The organism is Haloterrigena turkmenica DSM 5511, assembly GCF_000025325.1.
Classification (GTDB): Archaea; Halobacteriota; Halobacteria; order Halobacteriales; family Natrialbaceae; genus Haloterrigena; species Haloterrigena turkmenica.
The window spans coordinates 19781-42360 of sequence record NC_013745.1; the positions used below are offsets into that span (position 1 = coordinate 19781).

Sequence of the window (22580 nt, forward strand, 5' to 3'; positions counted from 1 at the left end):
GAATCGCCTGAAAGAATCGCACATGGCACTACAGGTCACGGTCTGGAACGAGAACGTCCACGAACTCGAGGAACCCGAGGTCGCCGAACGGTATCCCGACGGCATTCACGGGGCCATCGCGGACGCGGTGGACGGCGACGACCGCACCGTCCGGACGGCCACGCTGCAGGAACCGGAACACGGCCTGACCGAGGAGGTCCTCACGAACACCGACGTTCTGCTCTGGTGGTCACACTGCGCCAACGACGAAGTGTCCGACGAGGTCGCCGACCGCGTCGTCGACCGCGTCCACGAGGGGATGGGCTTCATCCCGGTCCACTCCGGGAAGAACTCCAAGCCGTTCAAACGGCTGATGGGGACGACCTGTAACATCAAGTACCGCCACGGCGGCGAGACCGAACGGATCTGGGCCGCCGATCCCGGCCATCCGATCGTCGACGGCCTCGAGGAGTCGTTCGAGGTCCCCTCGACGGAGATGTACGGCGAACCCTTCGACATCCCGGAACCCGACCGGACCGTCTTCATCTCGTGGTTCGAGGGCGGCGAGGTGTTCCGCTCGGGCGTCTGTTATCGCCGCGGCCGCGGGCGGATCTTCGCGTTCCGGCCCGGCCACGAGGAGTACCCGATCTTCTTCCAGGACGAGATTCGGACGGTGCTCGACAACGCCGTCGCCTGGGCGGCGCCGACGGAGGGGGCCGACGCCGTCTGGGGCGAGGTCGAACCGAAGGAACCGCTGGACGACTAGCGCCACCGCTTGAGAGCGGTATCGGCCGCCGGATCGTTATCGATTTTCCGTCGACGCTCCGTCGAGCCGTGGAACTGCTAGGCGTGGAAGTATGGCCATTCGAGGCCGATTCGATGGGACTCGATCGCTTGCGGTCAGTCCGTCGATGGAACCGCTGTAGCGCTCGGACCGACGTTCGATACCCTCACCAGTGGTTATATTTTTTACCATCTTCTCGGGGAAAATTATTTGTACGTGATTGTCATTTGTTGTAATGCGGTAGCATGAAACAGACACGACGAACCTACCTGAAAGGAACGGCGGCATCGGCACTGATCGGAATCGGCGCGCTTAGCGGCCTCTCCGGGTCGGCGGCGGCGGAATCGAACTTCGACCTCGAGGCCGGCTTCGCGGACACGTCGTGGCTCGACGACGACGTCGACGTCCACACGATCACCGAACCGACGCGGAGCGCGGTCGAATCGGCGTTCAGCGCCAGCGGAGCGCGCGTGGTCGTCTTCGAGACGAGCGGAACTATCGACCTCGGTGGAAACGATCTGGCGATCACCGAAGACTACTGCTGGGTGGCCGGCCAGACCGCGCCGTCGCCCGGTATCACGTTCATCAACGGACAGGTCCGGATCAGCGCGAACAACTGCGTCGTCCAGCACATCCGCTCGCGAATCGGCCCCGGTTCCGACGGCTCGATCCAGAGCAACGACGCGTTCAACACCGCCGACGGTACCCAGAACAACGTCGTCGATCACGTCAGCGCCTCGTGGGGCACCGATGAGTGCCTCTCCGTCGGCTACGACACGCAGGATACGACGGTAACCAACTGTCTCATTTACGAGGGGCTGTACGACCCCTACGGCAACGAGGCGGACCACAACTACGGGAGCCTGATCGGCGACGGCGCCTCGAACGTCACCCTCGCGGGCAACGTCTGGGGGAAGGTCCGCGGTCGCGCGCCGCGACTCAAGAGCGACACCGAGACCGTCGTCGTCAACAACCTCCTGTACTTCTTCGACGAGTCGGCCAACGCCGACGACTCTGCGGTCACGAGCTTCGTCGGTAACGCGGCGATCTGTGCGGACGACGATGACGCCATTCTCGAGGGCAGTCCGACCGCGTACCACGCCGACAACATTGCGTACGATCCGCCGATGGTCGACGAGCAGCCGATCGCCGAACCGGAGTCGACGAGTTCGCCGCCGCTGTGGCCGAGCGGCCTCAGCGAGATGCCGTCGGGTGACGTCGAGAGCCACAACCTCACCAACGCCGGGGCGCGGCCGGCCGATCGAACGCAAAACGACGCGCGAATCGTCCAGGAGATCGCCGACCGCGCCGGGCTCGACTACCTCGACTCGCCGTACGACTACTGGGTCGGCCACCACGACGAGGTCGGCGGCTATCCGGAGCTCCCCGTGAACACCCACTCGCTCGAGGTCCCCGACAGCGGTATCCGCGACTGGCTCGCCGGCTGGGCCCAGGCCGTCGAGGAGGGCAGTTCGCCGCCCGACGGCGGTAGCGGCGACGACGGGAGCAGCGGTCCGATCCCGACGGGCACCTACGAGATCGCCAACGTCAACAGCGGGCAGCTGCTCGAGGTGGCCGACGCGTCCACCGCGGACGGCGCCAACGTCCAGCAGTGGTCCGCGACCGATCACGCCACGCAGCAGTGGTACGTCGAGGATACCGGGAACGGCGAGTACGTCCTCCAGAACGCGAACAGCGGGCTGTTGCTCGAGGTCGCCGACGGCTCCACCGAGGACGGCGCGAACGTCCAGCAGCACGCGGACACGGGTTGCGACTGCCAGCGGTGGTCCATCAACGACGTGGGCAACGGAGAGTACATCCTCGAGGCGGTCCACAGCGGAAAGGTAGCCGACGTCGAGGGAGCGTCGACCAGCGACGGGGCGAACGTACTCCAGTGGCCCGACACCGGCGGCGCGAACCAGCGCTGGACGTTCGACTCGGTGTAGCGAACAGGTACTGACGACCGATTCGACGAACCGTCCCACTCGACCCGGGGCTCACCGCTCGCCGACGCTGCCGTCGGCGCGGTGGCCCGGCGAGCGGTCGAAGCCGAGGTCCGTTCCCGCGAGTTCGCGGACGCGATTCTCGTCGATCTCGATTCCGAGCCCCGGTCCGTCAGGCAGGTCCAGATAGCCGTCGGCCGGTTCGAAGATCTCGTCGTTTTCGACGTACCGCATCGCGTCTTCGTCGTCGACGACCACTTGCTCCTGTACCAGCGCGTTCGGCGCGGCCGCGTCGACGTGTAGCGAGGCCGCCAGCGCCAGCGGGCCGATGGGGCAGTGGGGCGCGATCGAGGCGTCGTACGTCTCGGCCATGTCGGCGATTTTCTTCGTCTCAGTGATCCCCCCGGCGCTCGAGACGTCCGGCTGGACGACGTCGACCGCGTCGGCCTCGAGGATCGGCCGGAACTCGCTCCGAGAGTAGAGGCGCTCGCCCGTCGCGATCGGAATCGTCGTCCCCTCGGCGATCCGGGGCAGCGCGTGGTCGTGCTCGGGGGTAACCGGCTCCTCGACGAACATCGGCTGGAACTCCTCGAGCGCCGTCGCCAGTCGGCGGGCCATCGCCTTCGAGGCGCGGCCGTGGAAATCCAGCGCGACGTCGACCTCGGGGCCGACGGCGTCGCGGACCGCGCCGACGATTTCGCGCGCTTCTTCGACGGCTGCCGGCGCATCGATGATCTCGAGTCCGCCCGTCGGAACCAGCTTCACGGCGGTGTAGCCCGCTTCGACGTGCTCGCGCGCCTCGTCGGCGGCCGCGGCCGCCGGATCCGCCACGTCGTCGGCGCCGTGAGCCCTGACGTGCTGGTAGAGTCGGACGCGGTCGCGTGCAGGACCGCCGAGCAGTTCGTAGACCGGCATCCCGGCCGCCTTCCCCTTCAGGTCCCACAGCGCCTCGTCGATGCCGGCGATGGCGCTCATGTGGACCGGTCCGCCGCGGTAGAAGCTGCTGCGGTACATCGCCTGCCAGAGGTACTCGATGCGACTCGGGTCCTCGCCGAGGACGTACTGGTGCATCAGCTGATCGACCGCGCTCCGGGTCGCCGGTTCGCTGTCGCCCGCGAAGTGCCACTTGGTGTAGACCTCGCCCCAGCCGACGCGCCCGTCGCTCGTCTCGAGTCTGAGGAACTGCCAGCGCGGCGGCACCGCGTAGAGCTCGTAGTCTGTAACGTGCATCCGGTGTGGGATGCGACCGGTTCGCTCTTGAACGTTCCGACGACTCGAAGGTACGAGACATCGACCCGGCCCGACTGTCGGGCCGGCACTCCGGCTGTAGATCGCTAGTCGCCGGCCGAGCTATCGGCCGCCCAGCGCACGCCGTTTCGCAGGAGCGCTCGCGTTCCGTCGGCGGTGATCGCCGGCCGGTCGTGCCCGAGCGAACAGTAGAACACGCGTCCGTCTCCGTACTCCTTCACCCACGAGACCGGCATGTCCTCGATTTCGGGATGGTCCATCCTCGCGAGCACCGTGAGGTCGTCGTCGCACTCGAGGACGTACGGCTCGTCCCAGACGCGGAAGTCCTCGAGATCGGCCGAGACGGGGTGGTGGCTGTAGACGACGTTCACGTCGAACGCCCCCTGGGACGGATGAGTGATGAAGTGGCCACCGATCAGCTCCCGAAGTTCGGGTGCGGGCTCGTCCCGGTTCTCCCCGTCGACGGTCGTCAGATCCGACGCGGAGTGAACGCCCGCGTAGCCGTTGCCCGCGTCCACGAACGACAGGAGGCCCTCGCGCTGCTCGTCGGTGAGCGTGCTGTCGGTCGTGTAATCGACGAGGACGTCGTAGCCGTCGAGATCGGTCAATGCGTCCCGGTCGGTCGTCAGCTCGGCCTCGATGCCGGCCGGGGCGAGCGCGTCCTCGAGCAGCGGCCCCATCCGTTCGAATCGGTGAAACGGGAACCGGTTTCCGCCCACGATCAGCGCCCGTTTATCGGTTTTCATACCTGCGGAGAACAGTTGAGAGCACTTATTTCTACTTCCTCGAGCGGGGATCGAATTCGAATCCGAATCGGGACGGCCTTCCTCGATCACCGAGCGTGCCCGTTCTTCGACCTCGGTGCGCTACGGGTCTCGACCGAAGTCCTTTTCTTTCGTTTCGTCGGGACGAACCGTATGGATTCAGTTCGAACAGGCGTGCTCGGCTGCGGCACGATCAGCGACGCGTACTTTGAGGCAGACGACCGCTTCGAGGCGTTCGACATCGTCGCCTGCGCCGATCTCGACGCGGAGCGAGCGCGGGAAACGGCCGACGAGTATGGCCTGCGAGCGTGCGATCCCGATGAGCTACTCACCGCCGCCGACGTCGAACTGATCGTCAATCTGACGCCGCCGTCGGTTCACCGCGAGACGTGTCGCGACGTCTTACGGGCGGGCAAGCACGTCTACGTCGAGAAGCCACTGGCCGCTAGCTTCGGAGACGCTGAGACGATTCTCGATACGGCAGCGACGGAGGGGGTACTGGTCGGATCGGCCCCGGACACCGTGTTGGGCGCGGGGTTACAGACCGCTCGCTCTGTCATCGACGACGGGCGAATCGGCCGACCGGTGGGCGCGACGGCCGTCTGGACGTCGGGCGGACACGAGAGCTGGCATCCGTCGCCCGACCTCTACTACCAGCGTGGCGGCGGTCCGCTCTTCGACATGGGTCCGTACTACGTGACCGCGCTCGTCTCCCTGCTCGGCCCCGCCAGTCGAGTTACCGGATCGACCGCCCGTACGTTCGAACGGCGGACGATTGCGAGCGATCCCCGCCGCGGAGAGACCATCGACGTCGAGGTCCCCACCCACGAGTCCGGAGTCATCGATTTCGCCAACGGGGCGGTCGCGAACGTCCTGACGAGCTTCGACGCGCCCGGCCGATCGACGTTCGGCTCCCCCGCGTTCGAGATCTACGGGACCGAGGGGACCCTCCAGCTCCCGGACCCGAACCGATTCGAGGGACCCGTTCGGATTCGCTCGGGGGACGGGACGACGACGGACGTCGAGCCGACCCACGAGTACACCGACGGCCGGGGGGCTGGCGTCGCGGATCTCGCGGCCGCCGTCCGCGGCGACTGGAGCCACCGGACGAGCGGCGCCCTCGCCGAGCACGTCCTCGAGATCCTCGGCGGGATACGCGACGCCTCGGACGACGGCGCCCACGTCTCCCTCGAGACGAGCGTCGAGCATCCCGACCCGCTGCCGCCGACGTTCCCCGAGTCGATCGGAGACTGACCGATCGGCGCCGCCGCGACGACCGACTCGAGACGGGACCGGTTGTCTCAAATCGAACACCGTTTTCGAAAACTGGACGACCGCGCGGAAATTGAGCAACAGAAAATGTATATAGTAGCTGACCGCATTCTAGTATCGTAACGTATGAAATTCGGTATTTTCCCCGTCGAAGGCGGACGGTCGTGGGACGGTGTCGTCGAACAATGCCAACTCGCAGAGCAGGTTGGGTTCGAGTCCTGTTGGGTAAACGACCACCAGGCGACCGAGGGCGATAACTACTGGCCGTCGCCGCTGACCCGTCTGACCAGCATCGGGACCGGAACGGAGGAGCTCGAGCTCGTCACGTCGGTACTGATCCTGCCGCTGTACCACCCGCTGCACGTGGCTCAGCGCGCGGCGATGCTCGACAACATCTCCAACGGTCGACTCACGCTCGGCGTCGGGCTCGGCTACGTCGAAGAGGAGTTCGAGGCGTTCGACGTTCCGATGGACGAGCGCGCAGGGCGCATGATCGAGGGGCTGCGCTTCCTCGACAAGTTCCTCTCCTCGGACGAACCGATCTCGTTCGAGTGTCCGTTCTTCGAGGTCGAGGACTGGCAGCCGCTCCCGTCGACGGTCCAGGAGCCGCGGCCTGATCTCTGGGTCGGCGGCTGGGGCGACAAGCAGATCGCCCGCTCTGTCAAGTTCAGCGACGCCTGGGTTCCCGGCGTCGTCGCGGACCTGGGCATCGTCGAGGACCGCAAGGAGCAACAGCGCAAGCACATCGAGGACAGCGACCAGAACTGGGACGACGTCGAACACCCGCTGATGCGCGAGGCGGTCATCGCCGAGACCGAGGAGGAGGTCATGGAGCGCAAGGAGTACGTCCACCGGACCTACCTCGACGAGTACGGCGGCGAGTTCTCGCACCCGCTGATGACGGCCGACTCCGTCGAGGACTTCGAGGAACTGGCCGACGACCGCTTCATCTACGGCACGCCCGAGCAGATCGTCGAGCAGATCGAGTCGATCCGGGAGCGCTTCCCGCTTGACCACCTCACGCTCCGGTTCCACCACTCCGGGATGCCCAAGGACCTCGTCGAGGATCAGATCCGTCTGTTCGGCGAGGAGGTCATTCCCGAGTTTAACTAGCCGATCGCGTTCGAACGGCTCTTCTCGAGACCTCTCTGGCCGTCGCCGTCCGCCGCGGCGGCGTCCGCACCGAATTCTTCGTCCCACGAGTCCCGCGAACGGCTGCCGGCTGCCCCGTTACGGCGTGATTCCCGCACTCGCCGTGGTTCACGGAGCGGGTCAGCCGGTACCAATGCTTATATATTTCAACCCGATTACCACTAGCTGAATGTCGTCCGAGCAGATCACCGTCCACCTGATCGGGGATTCCACCATAGCCGAGAAAGAGGCGAGCGCTCGCCCCGAAACGGGCTGGGGAATGCCGTTCGCCGACCGCTTCGATGACTCGGTGACGGTGGAAAACCACGCCCGCAACGGGCGCAGCACCCGTACCTTCCTCGAGGAAGGCCGTTGGGAGCCGGTCGTTCGCGACCTGACCGAGACTCACTACGTGTTCATCCAGTTCGGCCACAACGACGAGGTGCCCTCGAAAGAACAGTATACGACCGAAGCGGAGTTCACCGCCAATCTCGAGAAATTCGTCGACGAGACACGCGAGTGCGGGGCGTCGCCGGTGTTGCTCACGCCCGTCGCGCGCCGTCACTTCGACGAGGAGGGAACCCCGAAAGACACCCATCGAGTCTATTCGGAGCTAACGCGGGAGGTAGCGCGCGATCGGGACGTGCCACTCATCGACGCGGACGAGCGGAGTCGGTCGCTTCTGAGCGAACTGGGTCCGGAGGAGTCGACGTCGCTCTACCTTCACCTGTCGCCGGGCGAACACTCCAACTATCCCGACGGCGTGACCGACGACACGCACTTCAGCGAGTACGGGGCTCGACGGATGGCCGAACTGGTCCTCGACGGGATCGAAGAACTGAACCTCGAGTTGGCGTCACGCGTCGTCCTCGACGATCGGTGAGCGGTTCACGCCGAGCGCTCGAGTCGTGCGTTTCTCCGCCGCCTTTCACCCTCGAGAGCGCAGTTCTACGCGAGAGCTACTCGTCCGGACCCCAGGCGTTGGCCATCCAGCCGCCGTCGGCGCGGAGGACCTCCCCGGTGATGTAGTGGTCGCCGCCGGCGAGGAAGCGAACGCAGTTCGCGACCTCCTCCATCGTGCCGAACCGTCCGAGCGGCGCCCGCCGGTGGACGTCCTCGTCGGTGTAGCCTGCCGCATCCTGGGTCTGTTCGGTGATGTCCGTGCGGATGAACCCCGGCGCGAGCGCGTTCACGTGCACGTCGTGTTCGGCCAGTTCGGTCGCGAAGACCCTGGTCAGGTTGTCCACGCCGGCCTTGGAGGCACAGTAGGGGGCCCGCTGTGCGAACCCTTGCTGTCCGATCATGCTGCTGATGTTGACGATCTGCCCGCCGGTCCCCTGCTCGACCAGCTGCTGACCCGCGGCCTGCATCCCGAAGAAGACGCCGGTCAGGTTCACCTCGATCACGTGCCGCCAGTCGTCGGGATCCATCTCGAGGGCGGGGGCGATGACCGTGTTCCCGGCGTTGTTCACCATGACGTCGAGCGAGCCGAACTCCTCGACGGCGCCGTCGACGAGCGCCTGCACCTCGGCACGGTCGCTGACGTCCGCTTCGATCCCGACGGCGGTCCCGCCGTCGGCGACGATCTCCTCGGCGACGGCCTCGGCGCGAGCGCCGTCCCGGGAGTTCACGACGACGTTCGCGCCCTCCGCGGCGAAGCGCTCCGTGAGTGCCTTACCGATGCCTTTGCTCGAGCCGGTGACGATGACAGTGCTGTCGTCCATGCGATATCGTACTCGTCTCGGAACGTCGATAAAACGTTTGCCACACTGCTCGCGATTCGACGCGCTGTCGCTCGTCTCGGCCCAATTCGCTTCGTTAGCGACGCCGCGACAGCGTCCGCGTTCGCGAATCGCCTCGGGGCTATTCGCGTCGTGATCACCTCCGTCACTAAATTATAAATAGAGCTTCGTGTAACTGCTGCTCGTGGTGCAAGATAACGATTCACAGGACAGTGGAACGTACCGACGAGACGTCCTCAAATACGGCGCCGCGGGAGGGACCGTTCTCGCCGCCGGCTGCCTCGGTGGGAGCAGTAGCACGGATCGATTCCGCGTGTTCGATCCGGAGACGAGCGGGACGCTGCCGTCCCAGCGTCACTGTAATCCGTTCAACCCGACCCAGCGCGGGACGTGGCATCCGGGAGCGCTCATCTGCGACCGGCCCGTGATGTACAGTCCGGCGGAGGTCGAAGTCTACCCCCTGATCGTGACCGACTGGGAGATGGCCGACGACACCACGCTGGAGATGACGTTCAGCGACGAGTGGACCTGGCACAACGGCGATCAGCTCGTCGCCGACGACTGGGTCATGCAGCTGCAGATGACGCTCTCGATTCTCGAGTTCCAGGCCGAAGACGGCGAGCGACCCCACCAGTTCATCGAGTCCGTCGAGGCGCCCGATGAGCAGACGGCGCGGGTCAGCCTCTACGATCCGATCCCGGAGACGGTCGCGATCCAGAACGCCACCGCCGACATCCTCGGCGACGAGGGTCGCGGCATCTTCACCAAACACGACGACGACCAGTGGAGCGAGTGGCACGAGCAACTGCAGAACGCCGACGATTCCGAGATGGAGACCCTCGTCGGTGAGCTCACGTCGGAGGGGTATCCGAAGGTCGAGGACGCGATCGGAAACGGGCCGTTCCAGGTCGCCGATATCGGGGACAACGTCATGATCTTCGAGAAGTACGAGGACCATCCGAACGCTGACAACCTCAATTTCAGCGAATTCTCGATCCATCTCTTCGATACCGATATCCCGACGCAGCCGTACGTCAACGGCGAGGTCGACGGCGCACACAACGAGTTCCCCGTGAAGGACGACGTCAAGAGCCAACTCCCCGACGGACACTCCCTCGTCAGGGAAAATCTGTCGACCAACAAGCTGCTCACGTTCAACTGCGGTCACAACGTCAACTACGATACGCCCTTCTCGAACGCGAACGTCCGGAAGGCGGTCTGCCACGTCTTCGACCGCCAGCAGGTCTCTGGGGTCCTCGAGGGCGTCAATCAGCTCTTCGATTGGCCGCCGTGTCGCGTCCCCGGGACCACTCTGGAGAGCGGTTCTCATGACGCTGCGGACTGGGTCGAGGACTTCACCAAGTACGGCCAGAACGACACTGAACGCGCCGCCGAACTCCTCGAAGGAGAGGGCTACACGCTCGAAGACGGGCAGTGGTACACGCCGGACGGTGACCGCTTCGAGATCGATATCATGAACGGCTCCGAGCAGAAGCATATCGGCGTCCTCAAGAATAATCTGAACGAGTTCGGCATCAAGACGAACCAGGAGCAGGTCGACGATGCGACGTTCGACGAGCGCCGCCACGCCGGCGAGTACGACATGATGCCTGACACGTCGTCCGCTAACGGCGTCCGCGCGATGTGGGAACTGGACCTCGTGCCGACCTGGATCCAGTCGATCACGCACTTCGACCCCAACGCGGAGATCCCGATGCCCGTCGGCGATCCCGAGGGCTCGAGCGGGACGAAGACGTTCAACGTCGAGGAACACATCCGGGACTGGCGCATCTCCGACGACGACCAGTACCACCGTGAGTTGCTGTGGTGGTGGAATCAGAACGTCCCGCAGATGGAGGCGATGTTCCAGCCCGACGCCGGCGCTTACAACGGCGACAACTGGACGATCGACGGGCCGGACGGCATCGTCCACGGGATCGACGACGCGCTGTACCTCGTTACCAAGACGGACGAGGCGACGATGGAGTACACGGGCTGATAGCAGCGTTCGCCGACTCGATCGAACCCCGCCTCGGATCGCTGCGATTGACGGATCGGCGTCAGTGTCGAATCGACACTCCGGCCCTGCGACTCCGTTCGGAGCCGCACTGACTAGCAGTTCGATCCGCTCTCCGGATGACACGAGGCGGTGACGGGCTGTCTCGGACGACGAAACGCCGACTCGTTTCACCCGCCACTGAGAAAAACCCGTAAATATATGTACACATCTCTAATTCATTAACGAATATGGAAGACGGTAATAGCTGTCGGAATGGCGATCACAGTCGAAGAGATGTCCTAAAATACGGCGCTGTGGGTGGCACGGCTCTCGTCGCTGGCTGTCTCGGTGGGGGAAGTAGCACGGATCGGTTCCGGGTGTTCGATCCGCAGTCGAGCGGGACGCTCCCGTCGGAGCGCCACTGTAATCCGTTCAACCCGACCCAACGCGGGACGTGGCATCCGGGGGCACTCATCTTCGACCGTCCCGCCATCCACAGTCCGGCGGAAGACGAGGTCTATCCCCTGGTCGCGACCGACTGGGAGATGGTCGACGATACCACGCTGGAGTTCACGTTCAGCGACGAGTGGACCTGGCACAACGGCGATCAACTCGTCGCCGACGACTGGGTTATGCAGCTCCAGATGGCGCTCGCGATTCTCGAGCACCAGGCCGAGGACGGCGACCGTCCGCACCAGTTCATCGAGTCCGCCGAAGCGCCCGACGAGCAGACGGTACAGATCAGCCTCCACGATCCGCTCTCGGAGGCGGTCGCGGTCCAGAACGCTATCGCGGACCTCGTCGGCGACGAGAGCCGCGGCATCTTCACCAAACACGACGACGACCAGTGGAGCGAGTGGCACAGCCAGCTCATGGAGGCCGACGACTCCGAGATGGAATCGCTCCTCGAGGAGCTCACATCGGAGGGATATCCGTTACTCGAGGACGCGATCGGTAACGGCCCGTTCGAGGTCGCCGACATCGGTGACAACGTAATGGTCTTCGAGAAGTACGAGGACCATCCGAACGCTGACAACATCAACTTCAGCGAGTACTCGGTCCACCTCTACGAGAACAACAACCCAACCCAACCGTACGCTAACGGCGAGGTCGACGCCGCACACACGCAGTTCCCAGTCGAAGACGACGTCAAAAGCCAACTCCCCGGGGGACACACGCTCATCAAGGAGAGCTTCTCGACCAACAAGCTGTTCTCGTTCAACTGCGGACACGACGTTTCCTACGACACGTACCTCTCGAACGCGAACGTCCGCAAGGCGGTCTGCCACGTCTTCGACCGCCAGCAGGTCACCGAGGTCCTCGAAGGCGTCAACCGGATGTTCGACTGGCCGTCGTGTCGCGTCCCCGGAAACGTGCTGGACAGCGGTTCCCACGACGCCGCGGAGTGGATTCAGGACTTCACCGAGTACGGCCAGAACGACACCGAACGCGCCGCTGAACTCCTCGAACGGGAGGGATTCCAGCGAGACGACGGTGCGTGGTATACGCCGGACGGTGACCGGTTCGAGATCGACGTCCTGGGTGGGACCAAACGGAAGGACTTCGGCGTTCTCAAGGACAATCTGAACGAGTTCGGTATCGCGACGAATCAGGAAGAAGTCGACGACGCGACGCTCTCCGAGCGCCGACAGAACGGCGAGTTCGACATCGTGCCCGACGGCTCCTCGGCCAACGGCGTCCGGGCGATGTGGGCGCTGGATCTCGTGCCGGGTTGGCTCAGTCAGATCACGCATTTCGATCCCAACGCGGAGATTCCGATGCCCGTCGGCGACCCCGAGGGCTCGAGCGGGACGAAGACGTTCAACGTCGAGGAACACATTCGGGAGTGGCAGGTCACCGACGACGATCAGTACCACAAGGAACTGATGTGGTGGTGGAACCAGACCGTTCCACAGATGGAAACGATGTATCAGCCCGACGCCGGCGCCTACAACGCCGACAACTGGGAACTCGACGCGCCCGACGGCGTCATCGACGGCACCGAGGACGCGCTCTACCTCATCCCGAAGATGGACGAGGCGAGCATGGAGTACACGGGCTGAGCGGAGTCCGCCGTTTCGACCCCTCCGTCGGACTATCGCGACCGATGAATCGGTTCCGGCGATGATTCTGTCTCGGCCGTTACGAAGTCGAACGAATTCACACCGGGCGGCAGATCGGTCCTAATTCCAGATGAGCACGAATCGTTGACAGGTTGTATCGAGCGAACGTGTGGCAAACTGGTCCGTCCACCGCTGGAAACCGTCCAATGGTTAATTATATATATCCCCTTCTATGACTAGGGAGTATGCCAGAGGGTAACAACTGGCGGAACAGCGGTCCTAGCCGACGAGATGTCCTGAAATACAGCGCTGTGGGTGGCACAGCCCTCGTTGCCGGATGTCTCGGTGGGAGCAGTAGCACAGATCGATTCCGAGTGTTCGACCCGGAGACGAGCGGGACGCTGCCGTCCCAGCGTCACTGCAACCCCTACAACCCGACCCAGCGCGGGACGTGGCACCCAGGGGCGCTCATCTTCGACCGACCCGTGATGTACAGTCCGGCGGAGGACGCGGTCTATCCCCTGATCGCGACCGACTGGGAGATGGCCGACGACACCACGCTGGAGATGACGTTCAGCGAGGACTGGACCTGGCACAACGGCGACGACCTCACCGCCGAGGACTGGGTCATGCAGCTGCAGATGTCCCTCGCGATCCTCGAGTACCAGGCGGAGGACGGGGCGCGACCACACCAGTTCATCGAGTCCGCCGAGGCGCCCGACGAGTACACGGCGCAGATCAACTTCCACGACCCGCTCTCGGAGACAGTCGCGGTCCAGAACGCCACCGCCGATCTCGTGGGTGACGAGAGTCGCGGCATCTTCACCAATTCCTCGGACGACCAGTGGACCGACTGGCACGAGCAGTTGCAGAACGCCGACGACTCCGGGATGGAGTCCATCCTCGAGGAGATCACGTCGGAGGGGTATCCGAACCTCGAGGACGCGAACGGGAACGGTCCGTTCCAGGTCGCCGATATCGGGGACAACGTGATGGTCTTCGAGAAGTACGAGGACCACCCGAACGCCGACAACATCAACTTCAGCGAGTACTCGATGCACCTCTACGAGAACAACAACCCGACCCAGCCGTACGCAAACGGCGAGGTCGACGCCGCGCACACCCAGTTCCCCGTCGAGGACGACGTCAAGAGCCAGCTCCCCAGCGGGCACACGCTCATCAAGGAGAGCTTCTCGACCAACAAACTGTTCACGTTCAACTGCGGCCACGACGTCTCTTACGACACGCCCTTCTCGAGCGTGAACGTCCGCAAGGCGGTCTGTCACGTCTTCGACCGCCAGCAGGTCACCGAGGTCCTCGAAGGCGTCAACCGGATGTTCGACTGGGCGCCGTGTCGCGTTCCCGGAAACGTGCTGGACAGCGGTACTCACGACGCCGCGGAGTGGGTCCAGGACTTCCCCAAGTACGGCCAGAACGACACCGAGCGCGCTACCGAACTCCTCGAGGAGGAGGGCTACACGCTCGAGGACGGGCAGTGGTACACGCCGGACGGAGAGGAGTTCGAGATCAACATCATGAACGGCTCCGAGCGGAAGGACTTCGGCGTTCTCAAACAGAACCTGAACGACTTCGGCATCAAGACGAACCAGGAGCAGGTCGACGACGCGACGTTCGACGAGCGCCGACAGAACGGCGAGTACGACATGATGCCCGACGGTTCCTCGGCCAACGGCGTCCGCGCGATGTGGGCGCTCGATCTCGTGCCGAACTGGATCCAGTCGATCTCGCACTTCGACCCCAACGCGGAGATCCCGATGCCCGTCGGCGACCCGGAGGGCTCCGAGGGGACGAAGGAGATCAACGTCGAGGAGCACATCCGTCAGTGGCAGGTCACCGACGATGATCAGTACCACAAGGAACTGATGTGGTGGTGGAACCAGACCCTCCCGGAGATGGAAGTGATGTTCCAGCCCGACGCCGGCGCCTACAACGCCGACAACTGGGAACTCGACGCGCCGGACGGCATCATCGACGGCACCGAGGACGCGCTCTACCTCATCCCAAAGACGGACGAGGCGAGCATGGAGTACATCGGGTAACACCGTCCCGTCACGACCGCGACGACGACACACTGTCCCCGCAGACTAAGATTTAAGAGCGTCTCGGGGAATGAGTTCGTATGGGATTCCTCCAGTCCGCTTCGCAGATCGTTCTCGGCGTTAACTTTCTGTTCTTGCTACTGCTCGGGTTCTCGTTTCTCTTTATCGAACCCGGGACGGGCCCGTTCGTCATCGCGGTACTCACGCTCATTCCAGTCGTCCTCTCGTTAGTCGCGAGCGTCGCGGTGATCTATACCGGCTGGGAGCCGTTCTGATCGGTCGTCTCGATCGGCGTTCAATCCGGTCGCAACCGGCTATCAGATAGCTTCCAGGACCGCGGAGAATCGTTCGCTCGAGTGGACGGTCGTTTTTTCGCACTGGGGTCCTGTCGACTCCTATCAGCTTTCGATGACGATGGGAAACCTTGATAATGAACCATTCTGAATAAATACGCATCACTATGGTAACGATAGACTGGCGTATCAGGAGACTCGGGCAGGCGGCGTTCACGGTATGGGCCGTGATAACGCTCTCATTCGCGTTGGTGCGGCTAATGCCCGGGAACATGATGGGTGCGATGGTAACCCGACTGGCCCGGCAGGGTATCAACCCGGCGCGGGCTCGCGAACTCGTCGAACTTCGGATGACGATCGATCCCGACGCACCGCTCTTGCCCGCGTACGTTTCCTACGTTTCGAACACGCTGCAGGGGGATCTGGGACAGTCCGTCTACTACAGTCGGCCGGTCGTCGATATCATCGCGGAGGCCGTTCCGTGGACGTTGTTCGTGCTGAGCTGGGCGGTCTTCATCAGCTTCTTTATCGGCATCTCCATCGGTGCGCTGATGGCCTACTGGGAGGGCGGAAAGCTGGACGTCGGGCTGACGTCGTACGCCGTCCTGATGGGATCGATCCCGTTCTACGTGCTCGCGATCCTCCTGTTGATCTTCCTGGCGTACCGACTGAGCTGGTTTCCCACCGGCGGTCGCCAGCCGATCGCTACGGATCCGGGGTTCAATCTGGTGTACATCAGCGGGATCGTTCGCCACGCTGCACTACCGGTCATCTCCATGCTCGTCGCCTCCGGCGTCGCCTCGCTGGGAATGCGCGGAAACAGTATCCGCGTCCTCGGTGAGGACTACCTCCGCGTCGCCCGTCTCCGCGGTCTCTCGGACATTACGATCTCTACCCAGTACGTCGCCCGCAACGCCGTCCTGCCGATGTACACGACCCTGCTGATCAGTATCGGCGAGATGTTCGGCGGGTCGATCGTCTTAGAGCAGGTGTTCCAGTACCGCGGAGTCGGCTGGTACATGCTGTCCGCGACCCACCAGCGCGACTACCCGCTCATGATGGGCGGATTCATGGTCATTACGGTGGCGATGGTCATCTCTCTGCTGCTGGCCGACCTGACCTACGGATACGTCGACCCGCGAGCACGGAGGTCACAATGACGCGAAATTCAGAGACACCAACGGACGACGACGAACGGATGGATTTCGAGGACGCAATCGTCAGCGACTCCGAGACGGACGCCGACGAACGGATCGAAACCGACGGCGGCGTCGGCACGCCCTTCGAGGTCGTCTCCGAGTACGAGGAGACGCGACGCGACCGCTACCGCAAGCTGTACGACGCGTACATCTACGCGCCGATCTCTATCATTTGGCGCGACTGGCGCGCCCGAATCGGCTTCACGATCGTCGCGCTCTACCTGTTCATGGGGACCGTCGGAACGCTGTTCATCGAACCGACGGGCGTGACCGAAGGGCCAGCACTCGCCGCGCCGTTCGAGACCATGGAGTACCCCCTCGGGACGGACAATCAGGGGCGTGACCTGCTCTCGCAGACGGTCCACTCGACATCGACGATCCTCAAGATGGTCCTCTCGGGTGCGGTGTTTACCGTCGGGATCGGGACGATTATCGGTTCCATCGCCGGCTACAAGGGCGGCATGACCGACACGGTCCTGAGTTCGATCACCGACGTGTTCATCAACATCCCCGGCTTCCCGCTCGTGATGGTGCTGGGACTCATGTTCGACGACCAAATTCTCGGCAACCCGTTCGCGATCGGCATATTGCTGAGCGTCGCGTCGTGGGGCGGCCTCGCCCGGGCGATCAGATCGCAGATGCTCACGCTCCGGGAGGAGTCGTTCGTCGAGGCTTCGCAGGCGATGGGGATCGGGACGCCGACGATCGTCTTCAAGGAGATCGTTCCGCACCTGATGCCGTTCGTGGTGATCAACCTCACGAACGCCGGCCGAAAGGTCATCTTCGAGGCGGTCGCCCTGTACTACCTCGGGATCCTCCCCTTCAAGAACCTGAACTGGGGAAGTATCCTGAACCAGGCCTACGGGGCGAACGCGCACGCCCGTCCCGACGCGATCCACTGGTTCCTCGTCCCCATGTTCTCGATCGTGTTCATCTCGGTCGGGCTGACCCTGCTCGGGCAGTCCCTAGACCGGGTGTTCAACCCCCGCGTCCGGGCCCGACACGAGAAGACGACCGCCGACGTCGAGACCGAAGGCGACGGCGAAACGCAGACGCAAGATGCGATGGGTGTCTAACATGACCGTTTCCGAAACCGACTACCAACCCGAACCGGCACAAGGTGACTCGATCCTCGAAATACGCAACGCGTCCGTCACGTTCGATATGGACCGCGGCGAATCGCGCGTCCTCGACGACGTCGATCTGGATATCGAGCGAAACGAAATCCTCGGCGTCGTCGGCGAGAGCGGCAGCGGCAAATCCATGCTCGCGTCGGCGCTGCTCGACGCGATCGTCGACCCGGGCGTCCTCTACGGGGACATCACGTACCACCCCCCGGAGGGCAGCCCGATCGATATCCTCAATCTCGACAAGCAGGGGCTCAAGGAACTCCGCTGGGAGGAGATCTCGATGGTGTTCCAGGGCGCGATGAGTTCGTTCAATCCCGTTCGCAAGATCAAAACCCACTTCGTCGAGACACTCGACGCTCACGACTACGACATCGACGAGGGCATGGAGCGGACGAAGGACATCCTCTCGGACCTCTATCTGGACCCCGAGCGCGTCCTTGACTCCTACCCGCACGAGCTCTCGGGCGGGATGAAACAGCGCGCGCTCATCGCGTTGAGCCTGGTGCTCAAGCCGGAGGTACTGGTGATGGACGAGCCGACGGCCGCGCTGGACCTCCTCATGCAGCGATCGATCATCTCGCTGATCCAGGAGATCAAGGAGGAGTACGATTTGACGATCGTCTTCATCACCCACGACCTGCCGCTGGTCGCGGACATCGCCGACCGGATCGGGGTCCTCTATGCCTTCGAGTTCGTCGAACTCGGGCCGACCGACGAGATCCTCGAGAACGCCGCCCACCCCTACACGCGACTACTACTGAAGTCGACGCCAAACCTCGAGGCGCCGATCGAGACCATGCAGCCGGTCGAGGGGTCGGCGCCGGACCCGGTGAACGTCCCGACGGGCTGTTCGTTCCACAGGCGGTGTCCCCTCGCCACCCAGGAGTGTCGGGACGTCGATCCCGGTCCGTACGACGCCGGCGCGAGCCACATCTCTCATTGTCATCACTGGGAGCAGGCGCGCGAGGAGATTCCGATGTCGTACGATCTCGAGTCGATCGACGCGGGCTCCGAGACGGCGAAGACCGGCGTGGGAGATACGGCCTCGCGGACCGCGTCGGCCGAACCGGTCGTCTCGCTCGACGACGTCGAGGTCCACTTCGAGAAGGAGAAGGGCTTCCTCGACATGTTCGACGAGCCCGAAGTCGTCGAGGCCGTCGACGGCGTCTCGATGGACATCTACGAGAAGGACGTGGTCGTCCTCGTCGGCGAGTCCGGCTGCGGGAAGACCACGCTGGGCAAGACGGCGGTCGGCCTCCAGGAGCCGACCGGCGGGAGCGTCAACTACCGCGGCAACGACATCTGGGACGTCAAGGCGGGCAACGGTGACGGTTCGATGTCGTGGGACGAGATCCGCCGATCGCTCCAGATCGTCCACCAGGATCCGGGGAGCGCTCTGAACCCCCATCGCCGCGTCAAGGCGAGCCTCGAGGCGCCGCTCAAGCGCTGGAACGACGATCTCGACGGCAACGACCGGAAACAGCGCATCCTGAGCCTGCTCGAGCACGTCGGGATGTCGCCGCCGGAGGACTACATCGATCGCTACCCACACCAGCTCTCGGGCGGCGAGCAACAGCGCGTCGCGCTCATCCGGGCGATGCTGATGAACCCAGACGTCATCATGGCCGACGAGCCGGTCAGCGCGCTCGACGTCTCGCTGCGCGTCGAGATGATGGATCTCATGATCCAGCTGCAGGACACGTTCAACACGTCGTACCTGTTCGTCTCGCACGACCTCTCGAACGCGCGGTACATCGCCGAGAAGACCGGCGGTCGGATCGGCGTCGTCTACCTCGGCCGACTGGTCGAGATCGGTCCGCCGGACGAGATCATCCACAACCCCCAGCATCCCTACACGCAGGCGCTGTGCTGGGCGACGCCGGAACTCGGCGCCGACAACGACGAGGAGTCGCCGATCCGCGAGATCGACATTCCCGACCCGACGAACCCGCCGAGCGGCTGTCGCTACCACACGCGCTGTGCCAAGGCCCGCGAGGTCTGTCGGAACCAGGATCCGGCGGCCTACGACATCCCCGACGACGACTTACACGAGGCCGCGTGTTTCCGCGTCTTAGACGACCACGAGTACTGGGGCAGCGAGTCGATCACCGAGGACAACGAACTGTTCGCACAGGGCGACGACTGACCGCTGTCGAACCGTTTTCGCCTCGAGAATAGCGTTCACCGTTCGACCGACATCCGTTCTGCGCCGGTTTTCGCACCGATTCACCGACCGAGGGGAGCTGCGGGTCCCCTCATATCGACGGCCCGACGCGCGTGATCGCAAAGGACGTCACGCCGTGGCGTTCCGAACTCGTCGGTTCGCCGTCGAGGACCGCCCGCAGCGTCGCCAGTAGTTCGTCGGGCGTCGTTTCGCCGGCGAACGTGTCGAGGTCGTCACACAGCGCGTCGTACGTATCGCGGTCGCCGGTGACCGCGAGCACCGGGACGATCGGGTGGCCGGCGGGGATCCCGTCGGCGGTGACGTGGATCACGATCTGCGCGCCGGCGGCGGCCAACGCCGTGGCCGCCTCGTCGAACGCCGACGGCGCGTCGACCAGCGCGACGCCGGCGTCGTGGGTAGCCCGCTCCCCGTACTCGAGGACGTCCCGAACGGAGCGGTCGCCCCAGAGCCGTCTCACCTGCTCCGGGGTCGCGTCCGCGGCGCGCTTTCGCGTCGCGGTGACGGCCGCCGGCGAGTCGTACGCACGGTCGGTCACGCCGTCGAAGCGCTCCCGCGCCTCGGCCGTGGCGACCCGTTCGCGAACGGCGTCGGGGTGGGCGTGGACCCGTTCGTTGCCCGCGATCAGGGCGCGGCCGCCGGCGTCGACGATCCGCCCGACGACGCTCCCTACGAGCGGGTCCGCCGTCTCGAGCGACGAGGGCCGACAGTCGCTGCTGACGACGCCGATCGTCGCCGCCTCGAGACCGACCTGCGAGCGCGTCGCCTCGGTCCGCGCTCTGAGGGCCGTCGCGCGATCGATCCCCGCCTCGCGACACGCGTCTGTGCCGCCTGCTCGCTGGATCGCGACCTCCTCGACCGGTACCCCTCGGTCGGCGATCGATCCGGCGAGGCGGTCGCTTTGGACCGTCTCGCAGCCGAGCCCGACGGCGAGCGCGCCGGCGACGTTCGGATTCGCCGCCACGCCGACCAGCGTCCGCTCGGTCCGCTCGCTGTCGTCGCCCAGTTGGCCGCAGCCGTGGTCGTGGGGAGTGCTCACGGCGCCGGGGACCTCGCTCGCGATCCGGTCGGCGACCGTGTGCGAACAGATGACTGACGGCACCACCAGCACCCGGTTCCGGACGCCGACGCCGTCGCGGTCCCGATCGTAGGCCGTGAATCCGATTTCCGATGCGGAGCTGGGCTCTCGAGTCACGCCGATCCCTCCGCCAGATCGCCGCGGCCGCGGTTGCTCTCGCAGTTGTGGATGTGCACCCACTCGCCCGGTTCGATCCGCTCGGTGGCCGTCCCGATGACCTCGCCGTACTTGCGGACCGGCTCGCCGGCGTCGATCGCCATTACGGCGAGCTTGTGGCCGAACGCGATCGGTTCGGCGACCTCGAGGGCCGATCGATCGCCCGGCAGGTCGTCGGTCTCGATGGACCGGCCGGCCTCGAGATCGGCGATCGCCGTCGCCACGGTGTCGCTCTCGGCCAGCAGCACCGCCGCGTCGTCGAGCACGGCGCCCTTCACGTCGGATCACCCAGCGATGCCAGCTCTCGCGGCTGGAGTTCGTTGATCGCGAACTCGGCCATCCCGCGACGCTCGGCCTCGGTTCTGGTGCCGTCGGCGACCGACAGCAGCGTCTCGTAGACGCGCTCGCCGACGGCCTCGACCGACTCGCCGTCCAGAACCGTGCTGGCGTCGACGTCCATGTTGGTCGCCATGCGCTCGGCCGTCTGGGGATTGCCGGTGACCTTGATCACCGGTGCGATCGGGTTCCCGGTCGTGCTGCCGCGGCCGGTGGTGAAGGCGATCACCTGCGCGCCGCCGGCGACCTTGCCGACGACGCTCTCGACGTCGTAGCCGGGCGTGTCCATCACGACCAGTCCGCCGCCGATCGGCAGCGGGTCGGCGTAGTCGATGACGTCGCGAATCGGCGTCGTGCCGCCCTTCGCGATGGCGCCCAGGCTCTTCTCCTCGATTGTCGTCAGTCCGCCCTCCTGATTGCCCGGCGTCGGCTGGGTTCCCCTGAGGTCGACGCCCATCAGGTCGGCGACGGACTCGCGTCTCTCGACGCACTCTATGAGTCGCTCGCGGACCGACTCATCGACGCAGCGCTCCGCGAGGATGTGCTCGGCACCGATGAACTCCGGCGTCTCGCTGAAGCAGCTCGTTCCGCCGGCCTCGACGAGCCGGTCGCAGGCGTTCCCCACCGCGGGGTTGGCCGCGATCCCGCTCGTGGCGTCGCTGCCGCCGCACTCGACGCCGAAGACGAGCTCGCTCGCGTCCGCGGTCTCGAGGCGAGCGCGCGCCGCCTCCTCGAGGAGCGCATCGACGGTCTCGCGGCCGCGGTCGACGGTCGCACGCGTGCCGCCGGCGTCGCGGATAGACAGCGTCTCGACCGGCGTGTCGGCCGCTGCGATCTCGTCGGCAATCGCCGACGCGTCGGCGCCCTCGGTTCCCAGTTCGACCACGAGCGCGCCGCCGACGTTCGGATTGCGGCCGATCCCGGCGAGAACTCGTTCGGTGCGTCTGCGGGCCGGCTCAGGCTGCTCGGTCCCCATCTGGTGGGGCGTCGCCGTCACGCGCGGTCCGCCGTTGGCCGCGATCCGATCGGCGACCGCGCTCGCCGCGACCGACGTCGGCAGGACGGCGACTCGATTGCGGACGCCGATCCGCCCGTCCTCACGTCTGTACCCGGAAAACGTTTCCATACGCGTTCTTCCAGCGGAATCGCCATTATTCTTCTGCCGAGCGTCCGCCGATCCGTTCGGCGCCCGCCTCGAGGGGCTGACGACCGCTGTTCGTC

General features: G+C 64.9%; 18 protein-coding genes. 12 read left to right on the plus strand and 6 right to left on the minus strand.

The features are described 5' to 3' along the window. The first annotated feature begins 22 nt into the window (after positions 1–22). Positions 23–745: a ThuA domain-containing protein gene (locus tag HTUR_RS21715; protein ID WP_012945494.1), complete on the plus strand. Its 723-nt coding sequence runs from the start codon at positions 23–25 to the stop codon at positions 743–745. A gap of 263 nt (positions 746–1008) precedes the next feature. Then, positions 1009–2709: an RICIN domain-containing protein gene (locus tag HTUR_RS21720; protein WP_012945495.1), complete on the plus strand. Its 1701-nt coding sequence runs from the start codon at positions 1009–1011 to the stop codon at positions 2707–2709. A gap of 51 nt (positions 2710–2760) precedes the next feature. Here the strand turns inward: HTUR_RS21720 and dgoD are convergent, their stop codons facing one another. Then, positions 2761–3936, minus strand: a complete 1176-nt coding sequence (gene dgoD / locus HTUR_RS21725) for a galactonate dehydratase (protein ID WP_012945496.1) — start codon at positions 3934–3936, stop codon at positions 2761–2763. Between the two features lie 104 nt (positions 3937–4040). Beyond that, the gene (locus HTUR_RS21730; RefSeq protein WP_012945497.1) at positions 4041–4700 is read right to left on the minus strand and encodes a ThuA domain-containing protein; all 660 of its coding nucleotides are present in this window, start codon (positions 4698–4700) and stop codon (positions 4041–4043) included. A 171-nt stretch (positions 4701–4871) separates the two neighbouring features. On the opposite strand from HTUR_RS21730, the gene HTUR_RS21735 reads away from it, so the two are divergent. The 3 genes from HTUR_RS21735 (at position 4872) to HTUR_RS21745 (ending at position 8004) form a co-directional block, all read left to right on the plus strand. Next, complete coding sequence (locus HTUR_RS21735) at positions 4872–5972, plus strand: Gfo/Idh/MocA family protein (RefSeq protein ID WP_012945498.1); 1101 nt, start codon at positions 4872–4874, stop codon at positions 5970–5972. A gap of 144 nt (positions 5973–6116) precedes the next feature. Further along, on the plus strand, positions 6117–7103 hold the full coding sequence (locus tag HTUR_RS21740) for an LLM class flavin-dependent oxidoreductase (protein WP_012945499.1): 987 nt from the start codon (positions 6117–6119) through the stop codon (positions 7101–7103). Positions 7104–7311: 208 nt separating this feature from the next. Beyond that, a complete protein-coding gene (locus HTUR_RS21745; RefSeq protein ID WP_012945500.1) occupies positions 7312–8004 on the plus strand; it encodes a rhamnogalacturonan acetylesterase in 693 nt (230 codons plus the stop codon). 76 nt (positions 8005–8080) lie between these two features. Here the strand turns inward: HTUR_RS21745 and HTUR_RS21750 are convergent, their stop codons facing one another. Further along, positions 8081–8845 carry an SDR family NAD(P)-dependent oxidoreductase gene (locus HTUR_RS21750; RefSeq protein ID WP_012945501.1) on the minus strand — a complete coding sequence of 255 codons (765 nt, stop codon included), beginning with the start codon at positions 8843–8845 and terminating at the stop codon, positions 8081–8083. 205 nt (positions 8846–9050) lie between these two features. Here HTUR_RS21750 and HTUR_RS21755 point away from each other — a divergent pair, with 205 nt between their 5' ends. From HTUR_RS21755 to HTUR_RS21785, 7 genes are all read left to right on the plus strand, one after another. Further along, on the plus strand, positions 9051–10862 hold the full coding sequence (locus HTUR_RS21755; protein ID WP_148225445.1) for an ABC transporter substrate-binding protein: 1812 nt from the start codon (positions 9051–9053) through the stop codon (positions 10860–10862). 248 nt (positions 10863–11110) lie between these two features. Continuing rightward, entirely contained in the window at positions 11111–12925 is a 1815-nt protein-coding gene (locus tag HTUR_RS21760; RefSeq protein WP_012945503.1) for an ABC transporter substrate-binding protein, read from the plus strand. A 245-nt stretch (positions 12926–13170) separates the two neighbouring features. Next, complete coding sequence (locus HTUR_RS21765) at positions 13171–14985, plus strand: ABC transporter substrate-binding protein (RefSeq protein WP_012945504.1); 1815 nt, start codon at positions 13171–13173, stop codon at positions 14983–14985. Positions 14986–15065: 80 nt separating this feature from the next. Further along, positions 15066–15260, plus strand: coding sequence for a hypothetical protein (locus HTUR_RS21770; RefSeq protein WP_012945505.1), 195 nt, complete (start codon positions 15066–15068; stop codon positions 15258–15260). A 185-nt stretch (positions 15261–15445) separates the two neighbouring features. Then, the gene (locus tag HTUR_RS21775; protein WP_012945506.1) at positions 15446–16438 is read left to right on the plus strand and encodes an ABC transporter permease; all 993 of its coding nucleotides are present in this window, start codon (positions 15446–15448) and stop codon (positions 16436–16438) included. After that, positions 16435–17553, plus strand: coding sequence for an ABC transporter permease (locus tag HTUR_RS21780; RefSeq protein WP_012945507.1), 1119 nt, complete (start codon positions 16435–16437; stop codon positions 17551–17553). Before HTUR_RS21775 ends, HTUR_RS21780 begins: the two co-directional genes overlap by 4 nt. A 1-nt stretch (position 17554) precedes the next feature. Continuing rightward, a complete protein-coding gene (locus HTUR_RS21785) occupies positions 17555–19753 on the plus strand; it encodes an ABC transporter ATP-binding protein (RefSeq protein WP_049942031.1) in 2199 nt (732 codons plus the stop codon). Between the two features lie 109 nt (positions 19754–19862). Here HTUR_RS21785 and HTUR_RS21790 read toward each other — a convergent pair whose 3' ends face one another. From HTUR_RS21790 to HTUR_RS21800, 3 genes are read right to left on the minus strand one after another with little or no spacing between them, the layout of a single operon-like run. Continuing rightward, complete coding sequence (locus HTUR_RS21790; protein WP_012945509.1) at positions 19863–20984, minus strand: UxaA family hydrolase; 1122 nt, start codon at positions 20982–20984, stop codon at positions 19863–19865. Next, a complete protein-coding gene (locus HTUR_RS21795) occupies positions 20981–21301 on the minus strand; it encodes a UxaA family hydrolase (RefSeq protein WP_012945510.1) in 321 nt (106 codons plus the stop codon). The genes HTUR_RS21790 and HTUR_RS21795 overlap by 4 nt, the downstream gene beginning before the upstream one ends. Beyond that, positions 21298–22485, minus strand: coding sequence for a UxaA family hydrolase (locus HTUR_RS21800; protein WP_012945511.1), 1188 nt, complete (start codon positions 22483–22485; stop codon positions 21298–21300). The genes HTUR_RS21795 and HTUR_RS21800 overlap by 4 nt, the downstream gene beginning before the upstream one ends. Between the last annotated feature and the right edge of the window lie 95 nt (positions 22486–22580).